The 16,830-nt window shown below is 62.8% G+C and carries 23 protein-coding genes and 1 tRNA gene; 2 read left to right on the top strand and 22 right to left on the bottom strand.

Features of this window, described 5'->3' with window-relative positions; all coding sequences use genetic code 11:
• Positions 1-280: 280 nt before the first annotated feature.
• A tRNA-Cys gene (locus P2G62_RS05005) sits at positions 281-354 on the bottom strand.
• Positions 355-663: 309 nt separating this feature from the next.
• Between P2G62_RS05005 and P2G62_RS05000 the strand changes: the two genes are divergently transcribed.
• On the top strand, positions 664-915 hold the full coding sequence (locus tag P2G62_RS05000; protein ID WP_275733779.1) for a hypothetical protein: 252 nt from the start codon (positions 664-666) through the stop codon (positions 913-915).
• Positions 912-1,133, top strand: coding sequence for a helix-turn-helix transcriptional regulator (locus tag P2G62_RS04995; RefSeq protein ID WP_275733778.1), 222 nt, complete (start codon positions 912-914; stop codon positions 1,131-1,133). Before P2G62_RS05000 ends, P2G62_RS04995 begins: the two co-directional genes overlap by 4 nt.
• Before the next feature lie 268 nt (positions 1,134-1,401).
• Here P2G62_RS04995 and P2G62_RS04990 read toward each other — a convergent pair whose 3' ends face one another.
• The 21 genes from P2G62_RS04990 to P2G62_RS04885 form a co-directional block, all read right to left on the bottom strand.
• Entirely contained in the window at positions 1,402-1,647 is a 246-nt protein-coding gene (locus tag P2G62_RS04990; protein WP_275733777.1) for a hypothetical protein, read from the bottom strand.
• Positions 1,644-1,844: a hypothetical protein gene (locus P2G62_RS04985; RefSeq protein WP_275733776.1), complete on the bottom strand. Its 201-nt coding sequence runs from the start codon at positions 1,842-1,844 to the stop codon at positions 1,644-1,646. Before P2G62_RS04985 ends, P2G62_RS04990 begins: the two co-directional genes overlap by 4 nt.
• Positions 1,841-2,554 (bottom strand): glycoside hydrolase family 19 protein, encoded by a 714-nt coding sequence (locus P2G62_RS04980; RefSeq protein WP_275733775.1) that lies wholly within the window; start codon positions 2,552-2,554, stop codon positions 1,841-1,843. Before P2G62_RS04980 ends, P2G62_RS04985 begins: the two co-directional genes overlap by 4 nt.
• Entirely contained in the window at positions 2,551-3,054 is a 504-nt protein-coding gene (locus tag P2G62_RS04975; RefSeq protein WP_275733774.1) for a hypothetical protein, read from the bottom strand. The genes P2G62_RS04980 and P2G62_RS04975 overlap by 4 nt, the downstream gene beginning before the upstream one ends.
• On the bottom strand, positions 3,041-3,409 hold the full coding sequence (locus P2G62_RS04970; RefSeq protein ID WP_275733773.1) for a hypothetical protein: 369 nt from the start codon (positions 3,407-3,409) through the stop codon (positions 3,041-3,043). Before P2G62_RS04970 ends, P2G62_RS04975 begins: the two co-directional genes overlap by 14 nt.
• 168 nt (positions 3,410-3,577) lie before the next feature.
• The gene (locus P2G62_RS04965; protein ID WP_275733772.1) at positions 3,578-5,074 is read right to left on the bottom strand and encodes a hypothetical protein; all 1,497 of its coding nucleotides are present in this window, start codon (positions 5,072-5,074) and stop codon (positions 3,578-3,580) included.
• Between the two features lie 6 nt (positions 5,075-5,080).
• Positions 5,081-5,293: a hypothetical protein gene (locus P2G62_RS04960; RefSeq protein WP_275733771.1), complete on the bottom strand. Its 213-nt coding sequence runs from the start codon at positions 5,291-5,293 to the stop codon at positions 5,081-5,083.
• 4 nt (positions 5,294-5,297) lie between these two features.
• Entirely contained in the window at positions 5,298-5,555 is a 258-nt protein-coding gene (locus P2G62_RS04955; protein ID WP_275733770.1) for a hypothetical protein, read from the bottom strand.
• A 40-nt stretch (positions 5,556-5,595) separates the two neighbouring features.
• Positions 5,596-6,072 (bottom strand): hypothetical protein, encoded by a 477-nt coding sequence (locus tag P2G62_RS04950; protein WP_275733769.1) that lies wholly within the window; start codon positions 6,070-6,072, stop codon positions 5,596-5,598.
• An 11-nt stretch (positions 6,073-6,083) separates the two neighbouring features.
• Entirely contained in the window at positions 6,084-7,244 is a 1,161-nt protein-coding gene (locus P2G62_RS04945; protein WP_275733768.1) for a hypothetical protein, read from the bottom strand.
• Entirely contained in the window at positions 7,244-9,895 is a 2,652-nt protein-coding gene (locus P2G62_RS04940) for a hypothetical protein (RefSeq protein ID WP_275733767.1), read from the bottom strand. Before P2G62_RS04940 ends, P2G62_RS04945 begins: the two co-directional genes overlap by 1 nt.
• Positions 9,892-10,293, bottom strand: coding sequence for an NlpC/P60 family protein (locus P2G62_RS04935; RefSeq protein ID WP_275733766.1), 402 nt, complete (start codon positions 10,291-10,293; stop codon positions 9,892-9,894). The genes P2G62_RS04940 and P2G62_RS04935 overlap by 4 nt, the downstream gene beginning before the upstream one ends.
• Positions 10,293-10,799, bottom strand: coding sequence for a DUF1833 family protein (locus P2G62_RS04930; protein WP_275733765.1), 507 nt, complete (start codon positions 10,797-10,799; stop codon positions 10,293-10,295). The genes P2G62_RS04935 and P2G62_RS04930 overlap by 1 nt, the downstream gene beginning before the upstream one ends.
• Positions 10,796-11,434 (bottom strand): hypothetical protein, encoded by a 639-nt coding sequence (locus P2G62_RS04925; RefSeq protein WP_275733764.1) that lies wholly within the window; start codon positions 11,432-11,434, stop codon positions 10,796-10,798. Before P2G62_RS04925 ends, P2G62_RS04930 begins: the two co-directional genes overlap by 4 nt.
• Positions 11,431-13,686 (bottom strand): phage tail length tape measure family protein, encoded by a 2,256-nt coding sequence (locus P2G62_RS17775; RefSeq protein ID WP_345799261.1) that lies wholly within the window; start codon positions 13,684-13,686, stop codon positions 11,431-11,433. Before P2G62_RS17775 ends, P2G62_RS04925 begins: the two co-directional genes overlap by 4 nt.
• A 1-nt stretch (position 13,687) precedes the next feature.
• Positions 13,688-13,879 (bottom strand): hypothetical protein, encoded by a 192-nt coding sequence (locus P2G62_RS04910; protein ID WP_275733763.1) that lies wholly within the window; start codon positions 13,877-13,879, stop codon positions 13,688-13,690.
• 20 nt (positions 13,880-13,899) lie between these two features.
• The gene (locus P2G62_RS04905; protein ID WP_275733762.1) at positions 13,900-14,421 is read right to left on the bottom strand and encodes a hypothetical protein; all 522 of its coding nucleotides are present in this window, start codon (positions 14,419-14,421) and stop codon (positions 13,900-13,902) included.
• A gap of 10 nt (positions 14,422-14,431) precedes the next feature.
• Positions 14,432-15,388 (bottom strand): phage tail tube protein, encoded by a 957-nt coding sequence (locus P2G62_RS04900; RefSeq protein ID WP_275733761.1) that lies wholly within the window; start codon positions 15,386-15,388, stop codon positions 14,432-14,434.
• A 24-nt stretch (positions 15,389-15,412) separates the two neighbouring features.
• Complete coding sequence (locus tag P2G62_RS04895) at positions 15,413-15,871, bottom strand: acyl-CoA transferase (protein ID WP_275733760.1); 459 nt, start codon at positions 15,869-15,871, stop codon at positions 15,413-15,415.
• Entirely contained in the window at positions 15,864-16,520 is a 657-nt protein-coding gene (locus tag P2G62_RS04890) for a DUF6441 family protein (RefSeq protein ID WP_275733759.1), read from the bottom strand. The genes P2G62_RS04895 and P2G62_RS04890 overlap by 8 nt, the downstream gene beginning before the upstream one ends.
• Entirely contained in the window at positions 16,510-16,827 is a 318-nt protein-coding gene (locus P2G62_RS04885) for a hypothetical protein (protein ID WP_275733758.1), read from the bottom strand. Before P2G62_RS04885 ends, P2G62_RS04890 begins: the two co-directional genes overlap by 11 nt.
• Positions 16,828-16,830: the final 3 nt, after the last annotated feature.

The raw sequence follows: 16,830 nt of genomic DNA, 5'->3' as shown, positions 1-16,830 counted from the left end.
AAGTGGTGAAGCGATCAGGTGTACCCGAGCCGGGACGGCTGTAACGCGGCTGCTCAATGCGGACCTTTCGCTGCGTCAGATTGCGACACTGATGGGGGGGCGGTGCGCTATGCCTCTCAAATCATCGAAATCCACGCGCGGGTCCGTGCGGACGAAAGCGATACGGTCCTTGCGCGGCTGGAAGCCGCGAAGCGGCGCCCGGAAGGCTGAGAATGTAAACGCAACTGTAAACGGTCAAACCGTTACACTGAGGAGGATCACTTAAGTGCTTGGAAAGATCTGGAGGCGGGTACCGGAATCGAACCGGTCTTCACGGATTTGCAATCCGCTGCGTAACCTCTCCGCCAACCCGCCTCGCTGTTGGGTTTATTAGGTTTTTCGCGATGATCGGTCAAGCGCGTTTTTCGCTCTCAGCGCACTTCTCAACATTCGCGATTCGTGCTTTGTTCGTTCCGAGCGCCACCTGATGGGCAGCGCGTCAATCAACAGCGGCAATCAGCGCCTCGAGATGACCACCACACGGACGAGACGTGGCGCGTCGTCGATCGCGGCCGAAAATAAAGTGCGCTTACCGCACATTTTATCCTTGCGCACAATGTGCGGTAACGCTACATTTATCACATGAGGCGAGGCGATCATGCCAGCCAAGATGGAGATACAGAGATGAGCCGCAACTACGAAACTCCCGCCGTCGCTGCAGAATGGTTCCAAACCCGTGAGACTGATGAGGCGGTCGCGATGGCGATCCACGCGATCGCCGACACCGCTCGCTCGGCCGATGCGATCTGGGAAGCCCCGACCGCTGCAGAGTGGGATCATGTCCTGATGGCTCTGAATGAATACTGCGCCTGCGGCGACATCGAGCCTGGCACCTATTGCTGGGGCCAAGAGACGGTTGAGGTTGCGGGCAAATGACCCCCGCCAAATTCCGCGCGGCCCGGCAGACGCTGGGCCTGCGTCAAGATCAGCTCGGTGACGCGCTAGGATTATCTCGCACGACGATCAGCCGTATCGAGAGCGGATCGCACCCGATCGAACCGCGCACGGCGCTGACCCTGCGCGCGATGGTGATTCTCGGCGCCGACCCTGATCACTGGCCTGACCGAATAGACCCAGCCAGCCCCATAATCTGACCGCCACACGCCCGCAGCGCTGACCGATCCCGGCCCCACAACACCTCGACTTCGGCGCCAGTCAGATCCCGCGCCGGGAGCGCCACCGGGTCAGCGCACAGCACCAGCAGAGAGGCTGGAGGGGTGGGAGGCGGCAGTTCGACTTTTGCAGCATCACCACCCGCAGATGCGAGCTCCAGTCTCGTTATGCGCCAATATCTGCCGCGCCGTGCCGTCCGTCAGCACATCGGCGCGGCTTGGCGAGATTGGCTGCGCCCAGCTGCACGGGTCAGTCACGCATCCAGCGGTCAAGAGCAGACCGAACATCAGCGTCAGATTTCTGATCCACCTCATTGCGCACCTCCAGTGCATCCTGTTTTGCCTCGGCGTCTTTTCGCAGAGCCTCAGATTTCGCCGCCTGACGCCCGTCCTTTCGGCCAGCAACCCACGCGCCAAGAAGCGCGAGAACGGCAGCAGCGGACCATGCCAGAGCGCGCTTGATTGGCTCCGGGATGATGGTGAGAAGCCAACTCACGTCATCCACCCCTTGCGCTTTGCCAGCGCATAGGCGCCCTCGACTGCGGCAGAGATTGCAACGGCAAGAAGCGTGACCAGGTCAGGGTCAACACCGATCTGCGCGGCAGTATCCGGCGAGAGAGTGCCGACTGCGATCATGGCGCCGGACAGATACCGCAGGATGATCCGGGCGATGACGGGGGAAAGAGTGCTCATTTGCGTTCTCCGAAGATTGCCTTAAGGATTGCTGCGAGTGCTGCGATCATGGCAGCAAAAAGCCCGCTCTGGGCGGGCTGCGTGACTTCCGGCTGTTGCACAGGTGGCAGCGGTCCAGAACCCCACCTGCCTGCGGTCAGCGCCGCCTCGAACTGGCGCGCATATCCGGCGATCAGCGCGGCCCGGTCAGTGCCATTGATGATCCGGCGCGCGCCTGCGTAATCACCGGGAAGATAGTCAGCAAGACTCTTTCCAGTGAATATGCCGCGCACCGACCCTTCGACCAGCACCTTCGCGGCGATGCTTGGCTGCATGGCGAGGCTTGGATCTGCCACCAGATCGACGCCGACCAGATCAGACGCTTTGGCATAGTTGTCGCGGTGTGTGAGTTGAACATAGCCACGCCCAATCCACGTCTTTCCAGTCGCATCAAAGCGCCAGTAAGGCGTGCGCACCCATTTCAGACGGCCAGCCTTCCACGCCGATTCCAAGCGGTTCACTGCACTTTCATCGCTCTCTGCCAGCGTCTCGCGCACGGGCTGCATTGTGCTTGCTGTTTCGTGCAGAGCGGTGGCCAGCAGATATGCGACCCAGCTGATCGGAAGGCCTCTGCACGCTGCCATAATGACTTCGCACCCATCAACCTGCGCCTGCGTCATGCGCCCGCCGAACAGATTTCTGGCGCCGTCATAGAATGCCTGCTTGTTCATTCATTGCCCTCCTTCGGCCACGGGATATCGAAAACGCGGCTGGTGAAAATCTTGCCGTCGCAGTTGTGCCTGCGATACATCACGGCGCGGTCTGGCCACGGCTCTGGTGACGTGATTATCCACCCATCGAAAGCCTGCGGTAGGTTTGAAGCCGGGCGGCTATCCGGCGTGCCTAATGGCTCGTCTGCGCGGAAATCAGCCGCCAGAACGATGCCGTCCATCACCACCTGCGCCAGTGGTGCGCCTACCGTCTGGCAGTCTCTGGGCTTGACCAGAGTGCCGGAGACGCGGATTTCCAGCGCCGTTGCGCTGACCGTCAGCACACGCACATCGCGCACCGGGCTTTGCATGGTGATGTCGCGCCACCACTGCGTGCCACCGATCACACCCATGATGGGCGCGATCACGGCGACATAGAGCAGGATCAGCGGCACGGCGGATTTCCAGATCTCGACCTCTCCACGCAGCGCGCAGGCGACACGAGCTTTAACCGTTGTCATCGTCGCCACCCCAACGCTGCACGCGGCTCTCAAATGCCGCGATGGCAATTTTCGCCGTGCTCATTCCAAGCATCCCGGTCGTAAACGTGGCAGCGTCCTGTGCGCCGTCTCCAAGCTGGCCCAGCATTTTTTCCAGCAGTGCCAGCGTGACCGGGGCGAAATAGGCAGCAAACACCGCGCCACCGATGGCGGCCGTGATTCCATCCACGACCCGCCGTCTCCCGCGCCCGATCAGCCACCAGCGCACCAGTCCGCCGGTGGCCCCGGCGACATACGCCCGACCCGCCTCGCCGCCGAGCCATACCAGCCCGGCGGTGGCATAGAGGATCAGAGACCCCCAGAAATTGTCAGACATTTGATACCACCGCCCACACTACAGCAGGTGTTTCAGGCTCCGGCCGGCATAACGCAGGCAGGGCCTCGATTGCGGCCATCACCTCTGGATTTCCGGTCATGACGTTCCCTCTCTGATCGGCATGAAAAAGCCGCCCTCAGTGGGGCGGCTGTGGGTTTTTGGAGGATATTATAATGATGCCACAAACCGCTGCGCGAGCAGGTCATATCCTGCTCCGAGCGTGTTAACGAGATGCAGGCCGTCGATATACGATGATGTCGATGATAGCTCGGCCTCCGACACCAGCGCGGCGGAATCGACCACGGATGTGCGGGGCAGCGCCGCCCCGAGCGTCGTCATGATTTGACGATACCCTGTCATTTCGGCGTCATCGCCGCCCTGCGGAGGATGATCAACCCAGAACAGATAGGTCACCTCTCTCACATCCCACCCCTGAGAGCGCCACAGATCGTCAATGTGCCGCTGCAAAGCCTCGAAGTTGTCCAGCAGTGCAAGCGGCCCGTCAGAATCAGTGATCGCGCGTCGCCCGAGAGACGGTTGCAGCGTCTCGTTGCGCTGGTTGTGCCCCTCGTTGCACCCGATAACGATGTTCGGGGTCTGCCCGCGCGCAATTTGCAGCCGCCGCAACTCCGCGAAGTAGTTGATCTCCGCATTGTCGTCTTTGGCCAGCACCGAGGTCACGATGTAATAGAGGCTATAGCCGCCAGCCGTAAACCCGGTGTTGAAACTGACGCCGTGCGTCGCGTCACGGTCCTCGACCCGCAGCATCGTGGCCATAAACGGCCCGGTGATGGTCTGTCCGCTGGGGTTGATCATCACCCCATAGTAGCCCGTGCGCCCGGCTGATGCGGCCAGATCGTAGTGACCCATCAGCATAGTATCGCCAGCGGCAGAGACGGTCGAAATGGCGTCGCTCGTGAAAATCGGCGTCCACGGGCTCTCTTGTTGTCTCATCCCGATCTTGAAAGACCCCGCTCCAGCGGCAAACCCGGCATACTGATAGTGCACCCGAAGGTTGTGCGTCGGGTCAACAAAACTGCGGGTCGCAGCGGCATTATCCACAATAGTGCCAGGGGCCAGAAAAGTTGCGCCACTGGTCCACGATCCGGCCAGCGTTGCTCCGTTAGCAACATAGGCCGCCGGGAATGTGTCAATTACAAATTTCCCGAGGTCTGCGGACCATCCTGACGCGCCGATACCTGACTGATTAAAGTAAACATCAATCGGCGTTGCCCACCCACCAAATTGCTGCGCCAGCCTCGCGGCCAGAGCCTTGCGCAATCCCTTTCCGTCCTTGACCACATGGCTGTTGCCATACCACACCACATCCATCACCTGCGACGCAGCGCGCTTTATCGCATCGAGACCGTTTTTCGGGTAGCTGTCAATTGCTGCCACCGCCGCCGCAGTCGGAAACCTCCCAACCTCAGTCGCGACATCACCCGTGTCATGGCGATAGCGGATAAATTCATCGCCGGACAGAACCTGAAACTGATCGCCCTCTGCCGTTGCAGCAAGACCGGCAGCCGTGTCTGCATAGATGTCAGCATTCACAAATGCCGCATCGCGCGCAGCCTCAGCACCAGCCTGCGCGGCCTGCGCGTCAGCGACCTTCGAGTTAATCTCTGCGAGAGACGCGCCTTTAACGAGTGTGAAATTCGCCATGTTGTTTTATGCCTCCAGCGTGACGCTCTCGGCGTCGGTTGAGATGATTTGATCGGGCGGCAAGTCCAGCGTTACGGCCCATGCCGATTGATCAACGATCAGGGTTGGGTCTATGCGGAAGTCAGCTGTGTCGTCTGTCTGTGCCCCGGCGTAGGACAGGCCAGGTGGGAACGCACCGTTGCGCAAATGGGTAATGCCAATTCCAAGACCGATCCGCATCACGTCACTCCAACCCGATGACGGTTGCAGTGGTGCCGGTGGCCAGCACGCGCACGACGCGGATCGGGATGAATGCGCCCTGGATGACGTAAATCACTACCTCGGTCCCTGCAGCATCACGGATCGCCAGATCACCACTTGCCTGCACCCACAGCGCGCGCGGGATGACCGGCAGATCTGCGTCATCATTCGGCGTGATCAGGTGCATACGCGATGCCGGAGATTCCAGACTTTCCGGGTGGTTTTTGAACTTGTCCGCCATGATTGGCTCCTGTTTTCATGGTGTTTCGAAATCTGACGGGTTAGGCGCCTGCGCCGATCCCGAACAGCGTGTCGGCCTGCGCCTCAGTCACAACGCCCATTGAGATCATCGACAGGATCAGCCAGTGCATGCGCTCGACATTCGCGCAGGACGCCCACTCGATCCGCGCGGCCCTGGCCTGTGCAGCGGTCAGGTAGCCCAGGAAAAACTCCATGGACGCTGGCCATTCACCGCGCGCTGCCGCAATGGCCTCATCGTCCGACAGGATCGCCAGATCGGCCAGACCGTTGCAGAAATCGCCGCGCCACAGCCGCGCCGATGTGCGACGCGCCGCCAGCACATCAGCCGGGTCAGGATCGGCCTGCGCGGGCGGCACGAATGCCTGCCCGTCATAGGCCCACCCCGGCCCGGCATCGTCTGCCAGCATGGGCCATCCGCGCGCCCAGTCCGGGATATTGTCAGGATCAACCGCGATGACATTCGCCACCACGCCGCCCTCGATCTGCGCCAGTTTCATTGTCACCTCCATCAGCACGACACGATGACACGACCGGCGGCGCCCGGTGCGTTGCGCCCGCCGCCACCGCCCGGGGCAATCCCGGGCATGTTCTGGTCACCGCCATTGCCGCCGTATTTGGATTCGCCGCCATAGTTGGTGCCGGTGCCTGATTTCCCGCCGCCACCGCCGCCGCCATAGACGGAGCGGCCGCCGTTAAGGCCGGTCGTGTTTGCGCCGGTCCCACCACCGCCGCCGCCGCCGCCATAGTAACTGTCGCCGCCACGATATTTCGACGCTGTCAGGTTGCCTGATCCACCGCCGCCGCCCGCCTCTGGCAGTCCGGCATCTTCACCAGCCAGCCCGCCACCGCCGTTGTCATTCTCGCCGCCAGCATTCGCGCCAGCGCCAAACTGACCGCCGCCCTGCCCGGCATAGTCTCCGCTCGTCGAGGGTGACGCATTGCCACCGACGCCACCACTGCCACCCCCGCCGCCACCGTTGTAGGTGCGCCCGAATCCGCCGCCATAGGCCGCCGCCAGCGTGCCAAACCATGACGCGCCGCCAGCCGCGTTGACGCCGCCGCCTGCGCCGACCGTGATCGACACGCTGGATGCGAGGTCACCAAGACGGAAAAAGCGGCGGACATATGCCCCGCCGCCACCGCCGCCTGCATAGGTGTCGCTGCCACCGCCGCCGCCACCGCCCCAGATGTCAACCATGACGATTGTGTCCGGGTCCAGATCGGTTGGTTTTGTCCACGTCCCGGAAGCGTCGAATTGCTGTCGATAGCGCGCCGCGATGCCACCGCCAGACCCGCTCGACGCATTCAGCAGGCGCCACGACCCGCCGACATATTCCAGCAGCGCGCGCTGCCCGGTATCGACCGATGCCGCCGCCATGGCATCGCCGTTTACATCGACAATCGGCGTCGCAGCGCCGCCATTCAGCGCCAGCGTCATCGCGCCCGTGTTGGCGGCAGGCCACGACAACGTGACCTTCATGCCATCGACAAGGCCCGCCAGAAGCACCGGGTCCAGTGTGGCGGTCACGTCATTGACGCCAGCGACAGAGGTCAGCGCAAACGCGGCCGCATCATAGAGGCGCCCGATATGCGCGCCCACATTGTCCATGAAATCATCGCCAGTGATCGCGCCAACCGTCGCGCTGCCATAGGTCACCCGATCCGCCATTATGCAAACAACTCCTGTCCCTCATCGACCAGCGTCAGGCTGGCCTGAAAATCTGCCCGCGGCGTCACGCCGAACACGATCAACCGCAAGAACTCGCGCCCGAGCGCGCCGACCGTGACCAGCACGCCGTCATCGATCCCACTGTCCGAAATCGGTGGCGAGAACTCGATGCGGTCTGTCTCACCCGATGCATTGGCGACCGGATGCACGGTGATCGACCCGGTCTCGCGACGGATCGCCACGCCGGTCTTGCGCCCGACCAGGTGCATGTCGGTGATCGCATGCATGTTGGTGACCGCGTGCATGTCGCCCTCGGCCCAGACCGGAACGGGGCTGTCGAGGCTGAGCGCCGACACATCGCTTCCGTCATATTCGACCCACACCACGCGCCCGGCCCCCGCCTGATCGGTCAGCATGTCGTGCTGCACGCCGACCAGATCACCGCGGCGGCAGACGATGGCCTCGGCGGGCATATCGAGGTTATAGAACACCCCGCGCACGTCCGGCTGCGCTAGGTCATAGCGCGCCTTGGTCACCACATCCGCCTCGTGGACAGGGCCGTCATATGCCACCTGCTCTATCAGCCCGGAATCGTCGGAATAGCCGGGCCGCATGACCGTGATCTGCCTGGTGTCATAGTCGCGATCGGCATCGCGAAAACTGACGCGGAACCCCTCTGGCAGGCGCGGGAACGCCTTGGTCCACTGGAACCCGCTGGAATTGCGCGGCGTGAATATCTGCACCGGCGCCTCAGCCGATCGGTCATAATCCCGCGCAACGCCCCAGGTGTCCGTCATGCGCGGCTTGGCATATCCGCACGACGCCACGATCTGTGCGGCATCCTCGACGGTCTGGCCTTCCATGATGGCGTTGCAGGTATAGCCCGCCGCGATGCAGGCCGCGCGCCATGCCACCAACTCTGCATCGTCGATCAGATCCACAGGCACCGGGTCGCGGTTTTGCTCTGCCGTCCAGATTGCGCGCAGATGCGGGGCAGGGTTGTCCGTGACGGTCCATTCCGCCCAGGATGATCCGTCCCAATCGCGCACCCAGCCCGACGCCATGCAGGACACCGCGTCCAGCGCCCGGTTGCGCGCCCGCACCGCGACGATGGCCAGCGCATCGCTCGGCACCGGATGTGCGTTCCAGATGCTGACGGACCGCAGCAGATAGAGGCTGTCAACGACGCCGTTGCGGCTCATAACGATCTGATCCGCGCCCTGATATCCGAACAGATCCCAAACCGTGCCGCTATAGGTATAGGCCGAGGACGACCAGTTCGCATCGCGGACCGCCGCGCCGCGCTGCACCTCGATCTCGTAGCGCCCGCGCGGGAATTGCGACGCATCCAGATAGATCTCGGCCTTGTAGCGGTTCAGGATGACATGCTGCACCCCGGTCGATCCGATGTTGGCCGCAGACAGGTATTGGTCTGAGCTGCCATCGTAGAAATACGAATCCGCCACCCAATCGTCTGTTGCTGGCGCCGCGGTCTGACCTGGGCTCAGCGTGCGCGCCTCGCACCAACCCTCACTGGCCGCAGCACCAGGGGCCGTGGTCGCGTCGTCCGTCCAGATCAGGCGGATCGTGCTGCGCAGCTGGCGCAGGTTCGCGCCCCGGAAGTGCAGTTCCGGCAGGTTGATCCAGTCGCCGCCGATCTGCCGGATGCGCAGCCGCACAGGCACGCGCAGCAGGTCTGTATCGCTGCCGTTTTTATGCAGGCCCTGCGCGAAAATGACCTGCAACTGGTGTTCGTCCGGCTCGTCGCGCGTGGCAAACGTCTGGATCTGCGGCAGGGCCAGTGTCTGTTCACCAAGGCTCGTGTCCAGCGTAACGCCGTCATCGGCCACCAGATGCGCGCGCAGCTCTGTCTGCACGGATTCCGTGCGCGATTGACGCGACAGCAGACCGATCCGGCTATCCCCGGGCCATCCCTCGCGCGTCTCGAATTCCACATCGCGCAGGCTGCCGATTGCCGCGGCCCCGATGCGGATATCCCCGATCTTATGCGGGCCTGCCAGCACATAGGCGGCTTCAACCACCTCGTCCGGCCCGTCAAAATAGGTCAGCGGTTCGCAGGCCAGTGGCGGATAGATTTTCATCGTGCCGACGACGCGCGGCACAGATCCGTTCGGTTCCAGCACGTTGCCTTCGGCCGAGGCCGTGCCAAGGTTGTTGACGCTGTCACTGCCACCAATCGTGGTCGGCGGCGGCACCAGCGCGGACAGCAGCAGCGATCCGGTCAGCGAGACGCCAGCGGCCAGCAGTGAGGCCGACATGGACCCAGCCCTGAACAGCCCGCCAGCAGTCGCGAATTTCCCGGCGCCGATGAAACCTGTAACCGCGACAAGCGCGATTGAGGCTACCAGCGCCAAAACGTTCTTGCCGCCGTTGTCACCGCCACCGCGGGGCGCGGCATGGAAGGTAACCTCTACAGGCACGCCATTTGCCACTGGCTTAGGCTTGACCATGCCCCATGCCGCGCGCGGCACCACATGGCCGTTGATGCAGATCACCCCCATCGCGTCAAAATCATCCGGCAGGCCATGCATCTGCGCACGCATCGCGGCCAGCGTCACGCCCGGCGCCATCCTCTGCACGCGCGGCTCGAATCCGAACGGCTCGCGATAGGTCGCAATGATCTGCGTCATGCGCAGCGCCTCCGATATCCCAAAATCCGCCCTGCCACGCTGAAATGCGTGATCGGAATCACCGTGACGCCCGTCGCCAGCTCGGCGTGCATCATCCGATGCGCATCGACCATCACGCCGACATGCACCGTGCGCTCACCGCCGCCACGCCCGGACCGCATCAGCACAACGTCAAAAGCCTGCGGCGCCGCCACTGCGGCCCAGCCGTCATCCTGCGCGGCCCCCATCGCGCGGGCCACGCGCACCAGATCGCGCGCGCTGATCTCGCCGTAGCTGGGCAGGTCGATGCCCAGATGATCGGCATAGACAGCCCGCACCAGACCCCAGCAGTCATAGGCATCAGGGCCCCGCCCGCCGTCACGAAACGGCAGGCCGACATAGCGCGACCACCAGTCCATCAGCGGAACAGCCCCGGGCAGACAGATTGCGTGGCAGACTGCCCGGGCCACGGCTCCTGACTGTAATCGCGCAGCATCAGCGTCCCGGTGATCTCTGTCACCGTCGCGGTCACGTCGATCAGCTGGAAATGCCGGATCGCATAGATCGGCGCCAACGCGCCAAGCGGAACGCGCGGATTGGCGCTCAGGTCGAAATCAGCGCTCGACAGCACCTCAAGCTGCACCGTGGCGCGGTCCGGCATCGTGCGAAGGGCCTCACCGATCCGGCGATCCACGTTTTGCACCGTCAGCTGGGTGACGGGCGCGCGCTCCTCGTCCGTCACCGCGACGAATCCGAACGGCAGTCCGACGAACGTCTGCCCATCGCGCAGATAGTCGAACACGTCCGACACCAGCCTGATCGGCTCGACCAGCCGCGGATGCGTCACGGTCAGAAACGCCAGCAGGGCATCCGGGGATGCCTCGCGCTCCAGACCGGCGCGAACGGCAGCGCTGATCGGTCTCATGGCGTGAATGCCAGGATGCGCGAGACATCAACAGGCGCCGTCGCCGGGATATCTCCGGCCAGCACGGTATGCGCCAGCTCCCAGGTCTCGACACCAAGATCAGACACCGTCAGCACGTCATAGGTTCCAGCGATGGCTGCGACGCTGGACGCAGGAACACTCACCCCGTCGATCAGGAAAACGCCAGCGTCGTAATCCGCGACAACATATGGCGCACGCAGGCTGCCGTCTGCCTGCACAATGACATATGGCGCAACGGCGGCATTGCCCGGCATCCGCAGCAGCGTCATCGACAGGTCATGCAGATCCGCACCGTTCGCCCGATAGCTATAGGGCCGACCGTTTCCACCCGGGATCATCCAGCGCGCAACGTCGCCGCGCACCGGGTCTCGGAACAGAAACGGCAGCGATCCATTCGCCAGATCGTCCTGAAACCACGCCTCAAATGCAGCGACCTGGGCCGCGCGCAGTTTCGGAAATGTCGCCGAGAACTCCGATGTGACACCAGTTACGCGGCGACGCAGGATTGGCGGCCCGGACTCTGGCTCGAAAATGGCCCGATCGTCGCGCGGGCCACCATCCCAATCGCCGCGCTGCGGCAGTTGCCGGATGGATGTAGGCCAGATCGCAATCATCGCTTCACAATCCGATCCTTGGTGGCATATCGACTCGCCATTTGCTTCGAGAATGCCCCCTTTCCGATCTCTTCACCGACAATCATGCGCACGATCTCTCGCCCATCAGCTCCGGTCTGACGCTCCTCGCGCACGGGCTGGCCGGTCTTGTTGATGACCTGCACCACAGTTCCGCCGCCACCCTTTGCATGCACGCCCAGCTTTCCACCGATGCGTGTCAATGGCAGGATTCCCTCGGGCCCGGCCTCGCCCATCAGACCGGCCCCGTTCGCCATCGGAAACAGCGTCGGGCTCGATACGACGCCGCCTGTCGCAAATGCGGTCACACGCCCACCAGAGAAGGCATTACCGACAGCATTGGCCGTCAGATCGATGAACCCGCCAGCGCCGAATGTGCCCGGCATGAACCTTGCCAACATCTGAAACACCGACTGTTGCAGCGCCATGGACGCAAGTTTTTTGCCCAGGTTTCCAAGCGCCTCTGCTGCTTTTCCGCCACCCTCCCAGATCGTATCGAACAGGCCGCTCATCGCGTCCTTGATCGTGCCTGCCATAGATGCGGCGAACTTTCCTGCCTGCGTATACTGCTCTTTCAGCTGCACCATCTTTCGATCATAGATTTCCTGATCGATCACGCCCGCCTTCAGCAGCTCATTCAGATGCGCCTGTTCGATGGCGTATTTCTCGGCCGCCGTGCGGGTTTCGTCATAAAGCTTCTGACGTTCGCGTAGCTGATCGTTCGTCCGGGCCCCGCCGCCCCCAACATCCTTGTCCTCTTTTTCTTGCCGCTTTTTGGCATTCGCCCGCGCGCGCCCCGTGACTGCATCGAAATAGTCCCCCATCTGGTCCTGCGCTGCGATGCGCGCAGCCTCCGACCCGAACGCGTCCATTGCGCCGCGGACGGCATCCTTGGCAGCCATGATCTTTGCGCTGGCGGCCGCGACGGCAGCATCAGCCGAGGCGCCCATACGATCCGCAGCGACATCATTCGCGCTGGCCTGGGCGACGTTCGACATGCCGGCACCCATCAGGTAGCCGGACACTTCGTCCCCGATGCCGGGGATCTTGCTGGCCTGACCCGCAATCGAGATCAGGAATTCGCCCCACTTGTTCTGCATCCAGGACAGCGCTGACCAGAACCCGCTCTTGATCCGCTCCCAGATTCCGGTCAACGCGTCTGGCAGGGCCGATGCCATTGTCGGAATCGCGGAAAATGCCGCCCCACCTACCGTTGTGACCGCCTCGAAGGCGATCGTGAACCCATTGACGATCATGTTTCCAGCCCACTTAACGCCATCGACAACGGCGTCCCATGCACCAGAAAACCACTCTCCAAACTTTTCCGTGACCGGTGCCAGAAGCGCAGACAGGCCATCAATAAAGCCCTGCCAAACTGCCAGAGCTGTGTCACCGAAGCTGACCTGAGCGCCACCGAGCCCATTTATTTCATTCGTAAGGCCTCCAATCGCGACAGCACCAATTCCAGCTGCGATGCCAACAGCCTTCAGTGGCCCAGGAATCCGCATGATCATCCCGAAGACATCCTTGAATGCCCCGGCCACGCCACCATTCCCGAAGCCATAGATCTGCTGGATCTGCGTTCCTTGCTGGGCCATGACCATCAGCGGGTTCATTCCGCCGGCCAGCGAAACCCCGATATCATTCAACTGGAACGCCATCATCTGCATGCGCCGCGCCGATCCATCAGCCGAGCGCGCAAATTGCGTGACCTGGCCATTCATGGCCTTGTAAGCCGTGATGCTGCCAAGCGCCGCCTGCCGCGACCGGCTGATTGCAGACGCCATCTCATTGGCCGAGATCGCACCTTCCAGGTGCGCCGAACGGATTGACGCAACCTCTTGCCGATACTGCCGGATCACACCGAAGACCGGGTTGTATTTTGCGCGAAGCGTATCGAGTGCCTGCCCCTGCCGCAGGATCTCGGCTGCGGACTGTCCGGCGGAAACACCCGTTGCTGCGTTGATCTGCGCCTGCAGCGGCGTCACAGATGTAGCGGCAGAGCGAAGGGCCGCAGCAGAGTTAGCCGCCTTAGCGGCCATGGCCTCAAGCGCCATACGGGTGCGATCGACGCTTTGTCCGACAGTTTCCATGCCCGCGGACGCAGGCGCCGTGCTGGCGGCCACCTGGTTCATCGCATCGCGACCGGCCACACCGATGCCCCGCATCTCGCCCTTGACCGCATCACCGCCAACCGCGGCAAAACGCACAGCGATGCTTTTTTCGCGCCCCATCTCAATCCTGCCTGTTCTGATCGTTTATCTTCTGGACGGCGACTGCCTCGATCGCCGGCAGAAAGACGGCGACGGCCATTCGGTCGATCCCAAGGGCCTCCGCCATCGCAAAGGCCGCGTTCATGTCGATCCCGGTAACGACCGCCCCGAGGCCAGACGAAACCCGGAACTGGCCGCCAAGCTGCTTGACCAACGACCAGACCTGTTTTCCCTCTATACTTTCCGGGCGGTTTTTCCGCTGCGGGCACTCCGGGCAGGTCTTCCCGCAGGCACGGCAGTATTCCGCGCCGCCGCCGAAGTGCCATTCGGCGAGGGCGCAGAGCCTTTTTTTTCGGTTTGCACGGTCAGCCAGCGCGACAGATACTGCGCCGTGAATGCATCGTAGATCACCGGGATATCCAGAAAGGCATCGACGCGATCGGGGGTCACGGGCGCAACGCTCCCGTCAGGATCTTCGACGCCATCCCAGCCTTCGATCACCAGACGCGCAATGGCCTTGGTGAAAAGCAGCCCGAACTTGCCCTTGGCCTTCAGCAGCGCCGGGGTGATGTCATGATCGTCGGATGCCTCCATTGCGCGCAGGTCATCCACGAACCCAAGCATTGCCGCATCGGCCTTGGCCTCCTCCAGCACCTCGGAAAGTGCCGGGCGCGCCATGATGGCGATACCGGCATCTTGATCCTGACCCTGAATGAGAACGTAACGTTCGGTCTTTGGCGAAAGGTTCAGACGCATGGGCGCTCCGTTATGCCGGGTTGTTGAAGTCTGCCATGTCGTTGACCAGCGTCACGGTCGCCATGCGACCGGTGACGCTGTCAAGCGCGGCCTGCCAGGCAAACGTTGCCTGCATCCCGCCGGGCCCCTCGATCGGCAGCCGCGGCTTTGGCAGGAACACCGAATGCGCGGTCAGGATCAGGCTGTTGTTTGCGTCGAGCGGATAGCCGAAAGACAGCTCGCAATCCGTTCCGGCCGTGGCCTGGTCAAGCAGCGTGGTGTTCGCGAAGCGCACCACGATCTCGCCGGACAGCGCCGCGATCGACGGGTCCGCATCCTCGATCTTGCCATCCGAACGGATCGTCTCCACACGGTCGAGGTTGTTCGTATAGGTCACACTGCCAGAGACCACGGACCCGAGAAGCGACCCGTTCCGCTTGATCTCGCCATTGAACGACCCGAAGCGCGTCAGCGCCAGCTCATCCATGGTGCCAACTGCGCTCGATCCCGCCGGAGTTTCCCCCTGAGCGATGCAGTTCACCGTGGCCGTGACAAGGCCCGAGCGCTGCATGTTCCAGCTGATGCTGTTGACACGAACACCTGCCACCATGCGATAGGACGGCACATCCGGGTTGCCAAGTTCGATCGCCATGCTGGGCAGCGTCCAGCCGCCGGACCGGAATTCATGGCTGTAAGGCGCGCTCGCGCCAGTGGTGACGGGATCGCCAAACAGGCCCTTGAGCCAGAGGCCGAGGTAGCGGCTATCCAGCGGGATGACCACATCACCATCCGTGGTGATCGCATCCTTGATCGGCGCCAGCGGATCGCGGCCGAAGCCCAGCAGATCCGAGTTCAGCAGCGGCTGTTCGCTGCCAAGCGTCGACGATACGAACGGCACCTTCCAGAAGTTGCCGGATGCAGGTGGGGTGCCATAGACCGACTCGAAGCCCAGAGCCATCTGGGCGCGGGCGCCTTGCGCGCGTGCCATGCTGATATCCTTTCGTGATGAGGGTCAGGCCAGAGGGTCGCTCGAGCCGTAGGTAAGAACGATGCCGATGGTGGCCGCCTTCAGGTATTCGGCCCCATCGACGGGGATTTCGACAGGCGTCGGCGCTTCACCGATGACATAGTCGCACAGACCGCCAAGCGTGCGATCCGCGGCAATGGCAGTGCCGATGGCCCGCTTGATTTCGTCAAAGCGTGCCTCGCGCACATCCGTGCCGAAATTTTCCAGCGCCGACCCCATTTCGACGACAACATCAACTTCGGCGCGGTGCTCATAGATGTAGAGCGGCGGCGACAGCAGAACCTCTGGCTGGCCAGGGTCTCCATCGCGCAGGCATATCCAGCCACCATCAGGGATGCGCGTCGGAAGTGTGGCATTGCGCACGACAGATGCACCAACCGGGGCGCCATCCTCGATCACGGAAAGCAGGGCCTTGATGACCTCTTCGCTCTTGCTGTCAGGCACGACCAGATTCCTTCCAGTTGTCGACGATCAGCCCCGGCAGGCGCTCCGACCAGGCAGTGGCAGCCTTGTTCAGATCGAGGCGCTTGCGCAGCCTGACCTGCGGCACCAAGATGAAGGCCACGACATTTGCCTCGCCAGTAAGGATGCCGTCCTTGCGGCGACGGCCCCGCTTCATGGCAGCCGTCCCCTTCGTGTTGACGCGCGCCTGGTCGGCCACCAGCAGACCGCTTTTTCCGGGTCGATAGACAAAACGCAGCCGAAGGCCTGTTCTTTGCTCGAAGATGTGCGGCGTGACGCGCTTGTTTCCAGCGCCACGCAACCGCGCTGCGGCCTCGGTCGGGATCGCCAGCCAGAACCCGTTTTTGGATCGGATCAAGGAGCCGCGATCATGCGCATCCAGAATTTCCGATGCATTGCTGAACACGAGCGAAGCCGCCCCGATGCTCTCACCGGTTCCAGGGTAATTGCGGGCCCGGATGCTGTTCGCAAGACGCTTTCCAAGACCCGATCCGATCACGTCTGCGCGCCATTGCGCCTTGAGGCCAGCACCAGCCGCCCGGACGCCGCGCGTTACAGCAACCTCGGCAGACCGAACCTCGGCTTCCATCATGGCCTCTGGATCACCGGTTGATCCGAAATCAAACCGCAAGTTTGACCTCCGCCGACCAGACAAGGCGCTGGCTATCTCGCTCCGGAGCCCCGATCACCACATATGTGTCGGTCCCGATGATGAACATGTCATCGACGGCCAGCTCGGGCGCGTCCGCGACGCGGACCTCAAGCCCGACGCTATCGACCACGAACCGCCCGGACGAAAACTGCGCGACCCGATCCGGAGAACTCAGGATCACGCGCACATTCGTTTGCAGCCCCGCGCCGCCGACCTGGTAGATGGCATCCGATGCGATATCCACATTGCGGAAGGCCGCATCGACGGCACGGGAAAAGGCGCTCATTGG

It is taken from the genome of Paenirhodobacter sp. CAU 1674 (assembly GCF_029222945.1).
Classification (GTDB): Bacteria; Pseudomonadota; Alphaproteobacteria; order Rhodobacterales; family Rhodobacteraceae; genus Rhodobacter.
This window is presented reverse-complemented; position numbering and strand designations above follow the sequence as displayed.